The sequence below is a fragment of the Janthinobacterium paucivorans genome (assembly GCF_051380805.1).
Lineage (GTDB): Bacteria > Pseudomonadota > Gammaproteobacteria > Burkholderiales > Burkholderiaceae_D > Janthinobacterium > Janthinobacterium lividum_D.
The window spans coordinates 301,795-316,121 of record NZ_JBNYXR010000003.1 but is presented as its reverse complement, the minus strand read 5'-3'; the positions used below and the strand labels follow the sequence as shown (position 1 = coordinate 316,121).

Here is a 14,327-nt window from a genome sequence, read left to right as displayed (position 1 = left end):
ACGAGATGCGCGCCACCTGTCCTGCGCGCCCCTTAATTTGCTGCCGGCTTGACGTCGGCGGCCGGTGGCACGGCGTTCTTCACATATTTCTCCAGCCAATTGTTGCTTTCATACAGCATCTGCATGATCGATTCGCGCGCGCGGTAGGCGTGGCTCTCGTTCGGCAGCATCACCAGACGCGCCGTGCCGCCCAGCCCCTTGACGGCCTGGAACATGCGCTCGCTCTGGATGGGGAAGGTGCCAGAATTATTGTCCTGCTCGCCGTGGATGATCAGCAGCGCGTCCTTGATCTTGTCCGCATAATTAAATGGCGACATGGCCTGGTAGACGGCCGGCGCCTGCCAGAACGAGCGCTCTTCCGCCTGGAAGCCGAACGGCGTCAGCGTGCGGTTGTAGGCACCGCTGCGGGCGATGCCGGCGCGGAACAAGCGCGTGTGCGCCAGCAAATTGCCTGTCATGAAGGCGCCATACGAGTGGCCGCCGATGGCGATGCGGTTGCGGTCAGAGACACCGCGCTTGACCACTTCCTCGACGGCCGCCTCGGCGTCGGCCACCAGTTGCGGCAAGTAGGTGTCATTCGGCTCCTGCTCGCCATTTCCCACGATGGGGAAGGATGGATTGTCGAGCACGGCGTAGCCCATGGACAGGAAGGCAGCCGGGCCCCAGTAGCTGACGGCATTGAATTTATACGGCGAACCCTTGGTCTGGCTGGCGGCACTGGCGGTCTTGAATTCCTGCGGATACGCCCACATCAGGGTCGGCAGCGGGCCGTCGCGGCGGGCGTCATAGTTAGGCGGCAGCATCAGCGTGGCCGTCAGGTCCACGCCATCGGCGCGCTTGTAGCGGATCAACTCTTTCTGCACATCCTTCAACTGCGGCAGCGGATGGGGGAAATGCGTGAGGGCCGTCAGCTGCGCGGCACCTTGCAGTTTCAGGTTACGCACAAAGAAATTTGGCTGCTCGGTCGGCGATTCGCGCGTCGACAGCAAACGGCTGCCATCCTCGTCCAGCACGGCCACCACGTTTTCATAGTAAGGCGCGGCGCTCTGGAACAGGCGCTGCTTATGTTTCGTCGCCAGGTTCAGGCGGTCGATGAAGGGACGGTCGCCTTCTTTCGAGGCACCCTGGCCGTCGAGCAGGATGGAACCGTCGGCAGCGATCAGCAAACGCGGCAAGCCGGCAGCGTCCGCGCGCATGACCGGTTGGCCCGGATCGTTGTAGCGGTCTTCGAAGGAACCGGCGTACACGAGGTCACCAGGCGTGCCCGCCACGGCGGACGGCAGGTCCGGCGCGATGCGCCACTGCTTGACGGCGCGCGTCTTGGACCACACTTCGCTGAGCAGGGCCAGGTCGCCACGGCCCCAGGCCACGCCCGCATAACGCGAACCGAGCTTGGCCAGCACGGCCGGCTTGTTGGCAAACGGCGCCGCCTGCGTGTAGACGATGTCACGGATCTCGGCCGCCCTGGCCGGGTCGCCACCATCTTGCGCCTCGGCCCACACCAGGGTGGCGGGTGCATCGACACGCCAGCTGACGGCGCGCACGCCGGCGGACACGGCATCATTACCCGGCGGCAAGCCTTCCTCCAGCGGCAGGGCCGCCACCGCATGCACCACCTTGCCATTCAGGTCGCGCACATCGATATGATGGCCGAAATCACGCGCCGGCACGCTGTAGGAGTACGGACGCACAATGCTAGTCGTGAGCAGGTGCTTGCCATCGGGCGAAGCCGAAGCGCGCGAGAACTGGCCCGGCTGGCCCACCAGGCGCTGCTTGCCCGTCACGTCGAGCAAGGCCAGCTGCACGGTGATGTAGTGTTCGAACAGCTGCGCATCCTGTTCGTTTTTCAGCAGGTCAGGATAGGTGCGCAATTGCTTGACGCCACCACCGGGTACGCTGTCCTGGATCGACGGGCCAGTCGGAATACCGCTCGGCACCGGAGCCGCACCCAGCTTGGCCGGCTTCAACTGCACCAGCAAGGTCTTACTGTCAGGCATCCAGGAAAAGCCCCGGCCATACACGGTCGACAGGGGGACGCTGGCCAGCTTGCGCGCCGCTTTCGTCTGTACGTCAAGCAGCCACAATTGAACGCCGGACTCCTTGACCCCCTTGGCCGGATCGGCAAAGGCGATATGCGTAAACGCCAGGTAGCGCTGGTCGGGCGACCAGGCCAGGTCGGCGATGCGGGGCGAGACAGGCAAGCCGCTGACCTTGATTTCCTTCTGCGTATCGATGTCGAGTAAACCCAGTCCCGTGTGGAAGCTGAAGCGGCTGGCCGAATACGTGCGCGGATTGATGCGCAGGCCCGCCAGCTTCAGTTCCGGCTGCGCCACTTCACTCATGCTGGGCAAGGATGGCGTGGCCAGCACGGCGGCCAGATTGCGTTTCGGGCTCAGGCTCAGGGTCGGCGCCCGCGGTGCATCGACGATGGCTTGCAGGGGAGCCGGCGGGGCTTGATATGCACTATCTTGCGCCATGGCGAGGGAAGATGAGGCCATCAAGCCGAGAGTGATGGGCAGCAAAGGCAAACGAGTAGACATGGAGCTCCGATGGATGAGAGTGGTAACAACAGGCGAGCGCACCGCACCGCTCATGGGGGGGGTGACAGGGCATAGTGCGTTCATGCCATGCAAATGTCAATAAGCAACCTTTACCGTTTGAGTAACGTCACCGCCTACCCCCATCTCGCTTACAATCGCTGTTTTACCCGTACCCGAATGCCGACATGGAAACCACCACCCTCGCCCTGCTGCTCCTGGTCCCGCTGCTGGTCTGGCGCATTTATTCGCGCCTGAAGAAACTGGTTGCGCGCCAAAAATCGCAACCGTGGAAGCACTGGAGCGTGGCGATCGCCTTTCCCGCGCTGCTGCTGTTCCTGGCCACGACGACGAAATTCGACGTCTTACCCCTGTCGAGCCTGGGCGCAGGCGCGCTGGCCGGTGGCTGGCTGGGCGTGCTGGGCTTGAAGCTGACCCGCTTCGAGCAAGTGGGCAAGGATTTTTTCTTTACCCAGCACCGCTATCTGGGGCCGGCCATCACGATGCTGTTCATCGCCCGCTTACTTTACCGTGGCATGGAAATCTACCTGAACACGCGCCTGGACGTGCCGGTGCCGCCACCGCCATTCGGCCAAAGCGCGCTGACCATGGCCGCCTACGGCCTCGTCATCGGCTACTACGCCGTGTATGCATGGGGCCTGCTGCGCTGGCGCCAGAGCAACAAACCGCTGCAGGCCGCCGAGTAAGGCTGGGGTCAGATACTAATGCCGCTAAGTTAGTGTTAGTGATGCTATTTTTAGCCCAAGAACAAGGACTGGGGTCGGACCCGGCGGGTCCGACCCCCGCTACACGTCAGCGCCAGCATGCTCGCGGCCAGCATGCTGACGCAGCGTATCACGCAGCCTTACTTGGTACGGGCTCGACTCTGCGCTGCAGCACGAAAATCGGTTGCGCCCATTGCATATCCTTTTTCTTCTTGCTGGTAATCAAAGTGAGCTCCGACGGATCGTAGACATCCGTGTTGTGCGTCAACGGCGTCGTCATCAGGTATTGCGCTTGCGTGTTCTTCAGGAACTCGCCCACCAACTGGATGTTGCGGATGTCGAGGTGGGCAAACGGTTCATCGATAAAGACGAAGCCGCCGGAACCGTCTTCCGATTTCAGCAAGCCGATCAGCAGCACCAGCGACTTCATCACCTGCTGGCCACCCGACGCTTCGCCATCATTCATGCCGATGATGCCCTTGCCATCGAACTTGAAACGCACGTGCAAGCCCGCCTGCGACAGCTGCACATCGTCATTTTCCAGGCGCACAGGGTCGGCATGCACTTCGATGCCGGCCAGTTCACCGAGTTCCTTGATGTTCTTGCTGTAAGTCTTGATGGTGTAGCGCAAGCGTTCCATATAGGCGCCACGCGCATTGCCCGTCGCTTCGATGGCGCGATTGTTCTGGTAGCGGCGCTCGTCCGTTTCCGACTGGCGGCCATGCAACTGCTCCGACAGGCGCTGGTGCTGGTCGATGACGGTGGCGTCGAGTTCCCAGTCGTCGCGCGCCAGGCTGTTTTGCAGGCTGGCTACGCGCAAGTCGACCTGGTGCGCATTCTGGTGTTCGGCCACGAGCGCCGCGCGGCGCGCAGGACGGCGCCAGCTTTTCGGCAAGTGGCGCCACGCATGGCGCAAGGCCAGCAAGGCACGCGCATGCTCGGCGCGCTGCTCGATTTGCTTCTTGTAGCCCAGACGCGCACCGGCTTCCGCTTCGGACAGGGCCAGGCGTGCGTTTTGCCACACGGTATCGGCGCGCGTGCGCGCTACGGTCGCGTTCTTGGTCAGATTTTGCAACTCGCCAAGGCGGCCTCCCACGTCCAGACGCTCTTCCTTGAGCGGCTTCGAATTGCGCAGCGCTTCGGCAAATTCGTCCTGGCGCGCACTGAGTTCCTTGGCCGCGTCGACGCCGGCGATGCGCGCTTTCAGGGCGCCCACGTCGGCCGCCAGTTTCGAGATCGCCAGCGTCAGCGTATCTTCCTGTCCTTCCAGGCCCGGCAGGGAGCGCAGCAGCGCTTCCAGGCGGCCGCTGCGGCCAGCCTGGCCGAAGCGGTAGCGCGATGCTTCGACGAACAGCGAGCGACCACCGCGGCGTTCACGGTGATACGCCTCGGGCGTGATCCACTCTTCATGGCTGCCCAGCTTGAAGCCCGCTTCGACGGAATCGACACGCGCAATGCGCGACAGCTGCTCGATCAGCCAGCTTGGCACGGGCGCGGAAAATTTCACCACCGCCAGCAAGCTCTCGTCTTTCGCCACCGGTGCCGTAACCAGCTCGGGCACGATGAAGTGGCGATAGCGTTCTTTTTCCGCCAAACGGTAGGCGGCAGCCGCATCCTTGGCCTGGTCCAGCAGGACCACCGAGGCGTAAGCACCCAGCACGCCTTCGACGGCGCCTTGCCAGCGGCTGTCCGTCACTTCGACGATGTCGGACAGCATGGCGTGGGCGATGCCCGCATCGCGCAGCGCGCGGCGCATGCCGCGCACATTGTCCGGTTCCGGCATGGCCGTCTTGCCTTGCAGCGCGGCGATGGTTGCCTGCTCGCCCGCGATGCGCGCCGACAAGGCGTCGCGCTGCTGGCGCTGCTGCAGCAATTGCGCTTCCTTCTGTTCCAGCTGCGCCGCCACTGCGGCGATATCGCTGCCCGAGTCCGCTGCCAGCTTGTGCAAACGGTCTTTTTGTTCCAGCAGGCTGTCGAGCGGTTTCAGTTTTGCATTGATCAGTGCGAGGCGACTCTGCAGGCCGATCGATTCCTGCTCCAGCAAAGTCTCATTCATCTGCGCGTCGGACAAGGCCTTCGCTTGCGCCGCCAGCGCATTGCGTTTATCCGTCAGTTGCTGGTCCGCCTGCGCCATCGGTTTGCGCGCATCGCGCAATTGCCGGCTGGCCGTGGCCGCCTTTTCGCGCGCCTCGTGATACTGCAGGCTGGGCAGCACTTCTTCCAACAGGTTGCGGCGCTCTTTATGCAGGCCTTCCCACTGGTGGTAATTGGCCACGCGCAGGCGCAAGCCTTCGAGGTTGGTCTTGGACGCTTCCAGTTCCGTCTCGAAGCGTTTCAGTTCCACTTCCGTATCGCGCTGGTGGCGCTTGGCTTCATCGTAGGCGTCCAGTACTTCCTTGTCGCCGAACACCTGAAATACCAGGTCGAGCAGCTGGCGCGGCGCGTATTCGCATAATTTGTCCGTTTCGCCCTGCTCCAGCGCCAGCACTTTCGACATGGCGGGCGACAGGCCCGCATTGGCCAGACGCTTGCGGTAATTTTCCACGCCGAGCCAGTCGTTGGCGTCCGTGATGTCTTCGATCTGTACATTGCCTGGACGCATCAGATACTGGCGCTTCCAGTCGCCGCCATTCTTCTGGATCTGGCAAAACAGGGTCACTTCATCGTCGCTGAAGAAGCCGGAACTGCGGAAGGGGCGATTCGACAACTGCTTGCCCACATTCTTGTTATCGACCACGGCGCGCAGCCAGGCCGTTTGCTGGCCCGAGTGGCGCGCATAGTGCTTATACGTGCGCCCCATCGAACAGTCGAGGCCGAACAGGGTGCGCAAGGCATCGAGCAAGGTGGTCTTGCCCGAGCCGTTCTGGCCCGCAATGGTGATGATCTTCGCGTCGAGCGGAATATTCTTGATGCGCTGCCAGTAATCCCAGTGCACCAGTTCAAGTGATTTGATATGAAACATGGGCGCTTTCAGTGAGGGAGGTCGGGCGAAGCTGCGTCGCCGGCATCGCCGGCGTCTGACAGGTCACCGCTATCGGCGGACAGCTCGTCGCTCAGGTCGGCATCGGGGTCGACGGCGACCAGGCGCGCGGGCGCCCGCTTGAACACGTCGGCCAGGGCGCCGTTGATGATGCGCTCTTTCAAGACGTCGGTATCCATCATCAGATCGAGCAGCGGGCCTTCCAGGATAAAGTCGCCGCGCCGCTCGATGAAGCCCAGCTTGGCCAAGGTGCCCAAATTCATGTCCATGCGCGTCTTCTTGCCCAGCTTGTCGCCGAAGTCAGATAGCAGTGCCTTGTAAGAAATGCCGATCGAGGCGTCTTCCGCGCGCGGCAGCGGTTTTTCAATGCCGAACATATCATTTTGATCATCGTCGGCGTGCTGGTGCGTTTCCTGGCGTTCACGCTTGGGCAAGATGATCTGCGCCCACAGCACTACCAGCAAGGCCACGCCATCGCGTGCCAGGCCGAAATTATTGTTTTGCCACACGTCGCGCGCGCCGAAAATCTTCGGTTCGATGGTGCGCGTCAGGGCCAAAGTCACATGGTCGGCATACACGTTGTCGAGCAGTTTCAAGCCGCAGGCCAGCAGGCGCGCATCGATCTCGGCGCGGAACAGCTCGTCGGACAGCACGCGCTTGACGAGCTTGTCGTCGCGGCGCAAGGTTTGATGCGTGAGCAGGCGCGCAATCAGGATTTGGGAATCGTCATTCATCAAAGGTGGCGCCATCTAAATCAAGTGAAACATTCAGTGAAAGCGAGGCGATCGACATGGCCGCCACGTGGGGGTCGGTCAATTGGACCATCTCGTCGGTCGGTGTAAAGGTAATCGGCAAACGTGCCAGTTCGGCCGTCGAGCCTTGCAAGCTCGCTTCGGATACATCACCGAGCAACGGCAGCATCGAGGCACGGTAGGACGCCACGGCAAAGCTGGCCGGCAGCAGCGAGTCCTGCACCGGCACGCTCTTCGGCCCCTCTTCGACGATGCTGGGGAAATTGCCCAGGCTGGCAAAGTTCGACAGGCGTTCGAGCAAGTCATCGAGTTCAAGCTGCATGGCGGGACCGTCGCTGATGGTAGTGGGCGCATCCTCGCCGCTAGGCAGGCCCGTGTTGGTGACGCCTGCCGCCCGCTCGGACAGCAGTTCCGTTTCTGCCACGTCGATCATCTCGGCCGGCGTGGCGAACAGGGGCACGACAGGCTGGTCGATGGCGCCCTCGGCCAGGCTGGCCAAGTCCTCATGCAACAAGAGCCAGCGCTTGATGTCGGTGGTCGACAAGCCTGACTGCCCCAGGTGCACGCGCTGGCGCTCGATCTGGTTCAGCGCACGCGAAAACATGCCCTGCATGTTCAGCAATTTACTTTGCGCGCGGCCGATCGCTTGCGCCGCTCTGTGCGTGGCGCTGTCCGCGTTTTCATCGGAGGTGATGGCGACGAGAATTTCCGAGCCTTTCTCGACCCAGTCGCAGGCCATATTCCATTTCGCTTGAGCCGTGCGCAAACGGAATTCGGAACCGGAGGCGATGGCGTCGGAAAACTCTTCCGTCAAGTCCACCAGGCGACCCAGCAAATGCTGGAGCTGCTCAACGGAAACGCCGCCGACGGCTTGCGCACCGGCCACCTGCGACAGCAAGAAACCCATTTCCGCTTCGTCTTCCGTCTGGCCCAGGCCCAGCAAGCTGTCGATGGCGGACAGCACATTGCGCGCCATCGGCGTGACGCGGTACACGCCCTGCTGCGCATCCCAGGCCAGCAACTGGTTCGAGCGCAAGCGCAGCAAGACCGTTTCCAAACTTTCCGGCAACAGATACGCAAGTTTCGTATTGATATCGGCGCGCGTATACGCGGAGGTGGCCGCATCGGACGCCAGCTCGCGCAACACCAGCAGACGCACCAGCACGCCATCAAAACCACCATGGAACAGGGCCGTAAACACTTGCAGCAAAGGCTGCGCCCGCTTCAAGTGAAAAACTTGCTCGATTTCATCGGCAGAAATATTGGGCTGAAAATGCGCCTGCAAGGAATCGTGATGCTCTTGCTCTGTCTGATTTGCATCCGTAGCCACGGCTGCACTTGCCATTATATCAATCATTCTTTTCCGGATGAGTGTTAAGCGGGCGGCGCAGCGGGCGAAAGCAGCGCTGCGGGGCGGGGGCGTCAGTATATCAGTTCTGACATGCAATTCGGCTTGTGGAAGAGGGGGATGGCGCTGTCGACAAATCGAGTGTTGCATCAGCAAAACAAGCAACAACGAAAATTCGGGGTCAGACCCGGCTGGGGGAATGCCTGCCAATGGAAGGCATTCCAATCCGTCAGGACTGACCCCGGCACTTGCTTTGGGGTAAGAAAATCGAATACAAGCAAGCGTAGAAACCTACTTCTTGACGATCTTTTGCAAGGTTTGCTCGACATAATCGCCGCCGTCCGCATCGGCAAACGTCACCTTCACCGGATACCATTCCAGCGACGGTGCCAGCCACAGGTCCACTTGCTGGCCCTTCTTGTCCGGCGGCGGCGCCTTGACCAGGTGAATCGCAGCAACCTCGCCCATGCCGGTGGAAACAAGCTCTTCCTTGATGACCTTGAAAGTCCACGCTTCCGCATCATGCGCGCCGGCCACGAAGAACGCCCATTCCGAGCCGGGGATGAATTTTTCGGGCACCGCACGCGCCACGCTGGCCAATTGCCAGACGGCGCTGTTGCGGTCCTGTTCGCCGCCTTTCAGCGCATAGCTCTCGTCGCCTTCGCCAAAGACGATGGTTTTGCTGTCGCGCTTGAAGGTAGTCGTGACGGCATCCTTGCGGAAGCGCTTTTCCACGAATTGCGCCGGTGCCAGGCCGAAATCGTCGACCGCGCCCTCGCTGCGCTGTTCCAATATCTTGCCGAACAGGGCAGACTTGGTTTCAGCCAGCAGCGAATACTTGCCGCCACCCACGCGCCAGTTGCTGACCGATTCGCCGGACAGCCCGATACCGCGCTGCCTGGCCTTGATCGAGTAGACGAGGTCTGCCGATGGCGCCAGCTTGTACGGGCGCTTGATGACGGGATGCTCCACGGGCGCGTCGGCCATCGCGGGAGTGAGGGGAGTGAAATTAGCGGCCAGCAAGCTGGCGAGCAAAACGCGTTTCAACGTGATCAAAGCAGTCATTTATTTTCCTGTAGCGTCATTGACGCGAATATGGGTCACGGTTTGCGTGGTCAAAGCCCCGCTCGCCTCAGTATTGCGTATTTGTACCGGATACCATTGCATGGACGGCGCCAGCCAGATATCGAGCTGCGACGAATAGGTGCCGGGCTTCGGTGGCCGGCGCAAATGCCAGGTCAGCAGACGGCCCATTTTGGTATCGAGCTCTTCCTCACCCACCAGCTGGAAGCGGAACACGGTAGCTTCCTTTTCCTCGCCGACAAGGATATCGATATTGCCAGCCAGCTGGTTGACGTCGGCGCGGCCGATGGCGGCCAGCTGGAACGGCACCGTGGCCTTGTCTTGCGCGCCCTCCTGCCACGGCGCCGTGGCCGTCGTGGCCGAAAACGTAATGACCTTGGCGTCGCGCTTGAAATGCGTTGCCGTTTGCGCGCGGCCCTTGCGTTTCTCGGTAGCCATGACGGGCACGATGCCGCTCGCATCGACCACACCTTCGCTGCTCAGCACCAGCAAGTTAATGCGCGTGATCAGCATGCTCAAGCCCACTTCCAGTGTCAGGTGGTAAGTATCGCCACTGTTTTCCCACGCCATGGTGGCCACGCCCTGCCACTTGGTACCATCCGCATCGCGCCGGTCCACGTGCAAGTCGAACTGGGCCGAGGCAGGCACATCCGTCCTGTAGTGCCGTACCTGCTCGACATCTGGCGGTGGCGCGCTGGTCGGCGCGGGCGCAGCCGCCACGGCGGCAGGCGCTGCCACGACGGCGGGCTCGGACGTAGCCGCGCCTGCCGGCACGTCGCTGGCCGGCGCCGTCCACTGTGGCGCTACGCTCGACGCCAGCACCGTCGGTGGTGGCGGTGGTGGCGGTGGTAGCGGTGGTAGCGGTGGTAGCGGTGGTGGCTTGGGCACGGGCGGCAGTTCGGGCGGCGGCGGCGGTGGCAGCGGCAAGGGCTTGGGTGGCTCGGCGATCAACACCATGCTGACCAGATGCGCATGGTCCTGCCCCGACGGCACCATGCCCGCATGCGAGGTGAGCCAATCGAGCGCCAAGTAATGCAGTGCGCCGATGAGCGCGACACAGATGACGCTGCGGCGACGCGATGGCGAAAAGAAGGAGTCAGGCATCATGAGCGGTAGTGTAACGCTTACACCCCACTTTCAGCTGCTTGCCCGCGCTCAACTCCTGATATTTTATGTAAGAAAATGTTGGCCTCTTTACGTCAGTTGCAAGCTGATATCTGCTACGCTAGGGACATCCACCTACCAGGAGATTTCGCATGGCAAACCCGCAAATGCCCCAAATGCCGGGCGCAGCAGTTGTGACCGACACCCTCGACTTCGTCAAGAACCTGTGGGGCAGCATGAGCGTGCCCGGCATGGGCATGCCTGGCATCACGGCGCCGACCATGTCGGTGGAAGAGCTGGACAAGAAAATCAGCGACCTGAAAGCCGTCGAAGCATGGCTGAACCTCAATACCAGCATGCTGCGTGGCAGTATCCAGGCGCTGGAAGTACAGCGCGGCACCATCGCCACCCTGAAATCGATGGGTGCATCACTGGCGGCGGCCATCACCCAGCCCGGCGCCAGCGAGAAAACCGTCTTGGAATCGGTGCCCTACGCTTCCGCATTTTTCCAGCAGGTGTCGCCTGCAGCACCCGCAGCACCCGCACCGGCACCAAAACCGGTGCCGGCCCCGGCGCCCGCTGCGGCGGCGCCCGGCGATGCCGGCAGCCAGGCAGCAGCCCAGCTGGCCAATCCGAGTGCCTGGTGGAATTTATTACAAGATCAGTTCAAACAGGCGGTGTCGACGGCCATGTCGCCCGACGCCGCTGCTGCGGCAGCGGCCAGCTTTGGCCAGAGCAGCGAGGCCAAGCCAGCCGCCAGCAAGCCTGCACAAACAGGCACGGCAGCCAAGGCTACGCTGCGCAAGGCGCCCGCGAAACGCGCAGCGCCCAAGTCCAAGGCACCAGGCAAGGCCCAGTAAGCGTCAGAAAATTATCGTGCCATCATGCGTCACAGCGCCCGATGCCATGCAAGGCGCTGCACAGCAGTGCGCGCACTGCCGGCAGTGGGCTCGCCTCGGCGCCATCTTGCAGGGCGCCGCTTGGGCTGGCCAGAAAGCGCAAGCATTTATTCGAGCTCACTGAATAGTCGGGCTCACTGAATAGTTCAAGCCGGCAAGGTAATCAGGCGATACGATGAATGCGGATCGCCTCGATCATGTTGTCGGCCTGGCGTTTTACGTCACCGATCGTGATCAAGCCTTCGTCGGCCAGCGCCTTGGCGTGCTCGTACGAAGACTGGAATGTTTCCAGCGTGTCTCCCTTGGCGGCGACCGGGCGTACCCAGGCAATACTGCCGACCTTCATTTTTTTGTACACTTCATTGACCACATCACGCATAGTTTCTTCCTTATTGTTGTAAAGCAACTCAGCACGGGATTACCCACGCTGACCCCTAGTTTATCATCCGGCACGCTCGCGCATGGATTTCCCGCCGTTTTCCGGCGCCGGTGGCGTTTTTCCCGGCAGCTCGGCAGCCGCTTCCACCCCGGACGGCGGCGTCAACTGCACCAGTTGCTCCATCAACTGTGCAAAGCGCTGCTGTCCTGGAGCAATTTTATCGACATACAACAACACTTCCATGGCTTCGGCCGCCAATGCCGCCTGGTAGCCGCGCTGTTCCAGGAAAGACACGATGATTTGCACAGAATTGAACAAGATGCGCAGGTTGTTGGGTAATTTTTCACGCGCCGTGCGCATCCAGGCGACCGCTTCGTTGAGCTTATCCGTCTTCCACAGCAGCACGCCCTTGTTCATCAAATCCGATGCTTCCTTGCGCGCAGCGATGATCAGGCTGCTGCCTTCATCGCCCATCTTCGCCTTGTCGAAGATTTTTTGCACCTCGTCTTGCACCACCTGGTTATCGTGGTTATTCTTCACCACATAGCACAGCAGGCCGGATGGCACATCCTTGACGCCGACGGCGAACAGCAGCGTAGCCAATTCCATGCAAATATTTTTTTCAGGCCGCGCCGGGTCTTCCAGCAGCATGGTTTCGAGTTCGTCGCCACACTTGCGCGCACGCCGGTAATCGCCGGTTTCGTGGTGCACCATGCCTTCCGTGATCTTCGCGCGCAAGCCAATTTGTTCAGGCGGAAATTCGCGCTGCGCCATCAGCAACCATTGCAGCGCCTCCTTGGCATCCTTTTTCAAGCCGCACACGCGCGCCAGCCCCAGGTAGGCGTCGGGCGTCTTCATGACGGAAAACTCGCCGATGGAAATACATTTGCGAAAAGCTTTCTCCGCCATGCTGACATTGCCGACTTTCAGGGCGGCCAGTCCCAAGTTACGCTGGCGCGGCACGGAATTGGGTGACAGGCGCGCCGCCTTTTCCAGCACCGCGCACGCTTCCTCGTGCTGGCCCATCAACTGGTAGGCGACGGCCATCTGGTCGTAAGCGTCGATGTAATACTTGTTTTCGACGATCACGCCCTGGAATATCTGTCGCGCCGCCTCATGCTCGCCGTTATTCATGCGGATCTTGCCCAGGCCCGCCCTGGCCCAGCTGTAATCGCGCTCGGCCAGCACTTTTTCATACACGGCGCGGGCCTTTTCCGGCTCGCCGCTTTTGAGCAGCAAGGATGCCTTCATGCGCAGCAATTCCAGCACGTGCAGCGCATGGACCTCGATCTGCGCATCGCATAATTTGGCCGCGCGCCGGTAGTCCTTTTCCAAGCAAGCCTGGTCGATTTCGCGAAATACCTGCTTCTTGTGCCACACGCGGTTCAATCGCGTCAGCAGCACGCCTTCCGTGATGGGCTTGATCAGGTAGGCGTCGGGCTGGTGCTCGGCCGCACCCATCACCGATTCCACGCTTTTTTCGGCCGACACCATCAGCCACACGCTGGACGGCGCGGTCAGGTTGCGCACGCGCGTCTCTTCCAGCACCTGCTGGCCATTCTTGCCTTCACCCAGGTTGTAGTCGCACAGCACCACGTCATAGCGCGTCTTGGCCAGCAGCTTCATGGCTTCGCCGCCACTGGCCGCCTGGTCGATATAGCGCGCACCCAAGTTGCGCAGCGATTCGCGCAGCAGGATGCGGATGCCGATGAAATCGTCGACCAGCAGGTAATGTTTGTCGGCCCAGTCGGTGCTACCGGCTTCGGTGGCTTGGCTGTCTGTCGTCATGGCATCCTCGTTCAGGGCAGGCGCACGATGAAACAGCCGCCGCCCAGCGCGCCGCCATTTTCCAGGGCGATGCTGCCGCTACTGCCACGGTGCTTGTGCATCTTCGCCACGACACTGGAAAAATACAGGCCCAATCCGGTGCTGTTAGTGGAAAAATCCACGCCGGCGGCCTTGCCATCCATGGCAGCGCTGCCCGCGTCGAGCAGCGCCTGCGAGTAGCCGTCGCCATTGTCTTCCACGCGCAGCTCCAGCAAGGCACCCACCTGCCGCACTGACAAGCGGATCGTGTCTTTCGTGTAGCGAATGGCATTGTTGATCGCATGCGCGAGCACGCCGATGATCAGGTCTTCATCCAGGGTCCAGATCAGCTCCGGCGGGCAGGCTATCTCCAGGCCGATGCCTTTCGATGCCAGCAGGATCTTTTCCTGGCCCACCACCTGCTCCACTACCTGGCTCACCAGTTGTGGCTGCACGTCGAAGGGGTAACCGGGCTTGCCCACTTCCTTGTACAGCGCCAGCAGCTGGATCAGGTTATCGTTGAGACGCTTGGTCTGGTACAGCATTTGCGCCATCTGCAGGTAGGCCGGGTCGGCCTGGGGCACGGGCTTGGCCTGTTCGGCCGCCAGCAAGGATTCCAGCGTGCCGCTGACCACGCTGATCGAGTTTTTCATATCGTGCACGGTCGACGCCAGGAACAGGAAAAGCTCGGGCGAGCTGTGTTGATCTTCCACC

At 61.6% G+C, this 14,327-nt stretch carries 11 protein-coding genes; 2 read left to right on the top strand and 9 right to left on the bottom strand.

The window, feature by feature from the left end; all coding sequences use genetic code 11:
• Window positions 1–32: 32 nt before the first annotated feature.
• Window positions 33–2,540, bottom strand: coding sequence for an alpha/beta hydrolase family protein (locus ACQ4V8_RS06000; protein ID WP_436571070.1), 2,508 nt, complete (start codon window positions 2,538–2,540; stop codon window positions 33–35).
• Between the two features lie 185 nt (window positions 2,541–2,725).
• Here ACQ4V8_RS06000 and ACQ4V8_RS05995 point away from each other — a divergent pair, with 185 nt between their 5' ends.
• Window positions 2,726–3,244: a CcdC protein domain-containing protein gene (locus ACQ4V8_RS05995; protein ID WP_436571069.1), complete on the top strand. Its 519-nt coding sequence runs from the start codon at window positions 2,726–2,728 to the stop codon at window positions 3,242–3,244.
• A gap of 148 nt (window positions 3,245–3,392) precedes the next feature.
• On the opposite strand, the gene ACQ4V8_RS05990 is transcribed toward ACQ4V8_RS05995, so the two are convergent.
• The 5 genes from ACQ4V8_RS05990 to ACQ4V8_RS05970 all read right to left on the bottom strand — a co-directional run bounded on the left by ACQ4V8_RS05990 (window position 3,393) and on the right by ACQ4V8_RS05970 (window position 10,532).
• A complete protein-coding gene (locus ACQ4V8_RS05990) occupies window positions 3,393–6,224 on the bottom strand; it encodes an ATP-binding protein (protein ID WP_436571068.1) in 2,832 nt (943 codons plus the stop codon).
• A gap of 8 nt (window positions 6,225–6,232) precedes the next feature.
• Window positions 6,233–6,976: a hypothetical protein gene (locus ACQ4V8_RS05985; protein ID WP_010394717.1), complete on the bottom strand. Its 744-nt coding sequence runs from the start codon at window positions 6,974–6,976 to the stop codon at window positions 6,233–6,235.
• Window positions 6,969–8,339: a hypothetical protein gene (locus ACQ4V8_RS05980; protein ID WP_010394714.1), complete on the bottom strand. Its 1,371-nt coding sequence runs from the start codon at window positions 8,337–8,339 to the stop codon at window positions 6,969–6,971. The genes ACQ4V8_RS05985 and ACQ4V8_RS05980 overlap by 8 nt, the downstream gene beginning before the upstream one ends.
• 294 nt (window positions 8,340–8,633) lie before the next feature.
• Window positions 8,634–9,407 (bottom strand): DUF3108 domain-containing protein, encoded by a 774-nt coding sequence (locus ACQ4V8_RS05975; RefSeq protein WP_010394712.1) that lies wholly within the window; start codon window positions 9,405–9,407, stop codon window positions 8,634–8,636.
• A complete protein-coding gene (locus tag ACQ4V8_RS05970; protein WP_436571067.1) occupies window positions 9,408–10,532 on the bottom strand; it encodes a DUF3108 domain-containing protein in 1,125 nt (374 codons plus the stop codon).
• Between the two features lie 149 nt (window positions 10,533–10,681).
• Here ACQ4V8_RS05970 and ACQ4V8_RS05965 point away from each other — a divergent pair, with 149 nt between their 5' ends.
• Entirely contained in the window at window positions 10,682–11,389 is a 708-nt protein-coding gene (locus ACQ4V8_RS05965; protein ID WP_010394695.1) for a PhaM family polyhydroxyalkanoate granule multifunctional regulatory protein, read from the top strand.
• A 202-nt stretch (window positions 11,390–11,591) separates the two neighbouring features.
• Here the strand turns inward: ACQ4V8_RS05965 and ACQ4V8_RS05960 are convergent, their stop codons facing one another.
• The 3 genes from ACQ4V8_RS05960 to ACQ4V8_RS05950 form a co-directional block, all read right to left on the bottom strand.
• Window positions 11,592–11,807 carry a hypothetical protein gene (locus ACQ4V8_RS05960; RefSeq protein ID WP_010394693.1) on the bottom strand — a complete coding sequence of 72 codons (216 nt, stop codon included), beginning with the start codon at window positions 11,805–11,807 and terminating at the stop codon, window positions 11,592–11,594.
• A 63-nt stretch (window positions 11,808–11,870) separates the two neighbouring features.
• Window positions 11,871–13,595 (bottom strand): response regulator, encoded by a 1,725-nt coding sequence (locus ACQ4V8_RS05955; RefSeq protein WP_010394692.1) that lies wholly within the window; start codon window positions 13,593–13,595, stop codon window positions 11,871–11,873.
• A gap of 11 nt (window positions 13,596–13,606) precedes the next feature.
• Window positions 13,607–14,326, bottom strand: coding sequence for a sensor histidine kinase (locus ACQ4V8_RS05950; RefSeq protein ID WP_010394690.1), 720 nt, complete (start codon window positions 14,324–14,326; stop codon window positions 13,607–13,609).
• Window position 14,327: the final 1 nt, after the last annotated feature.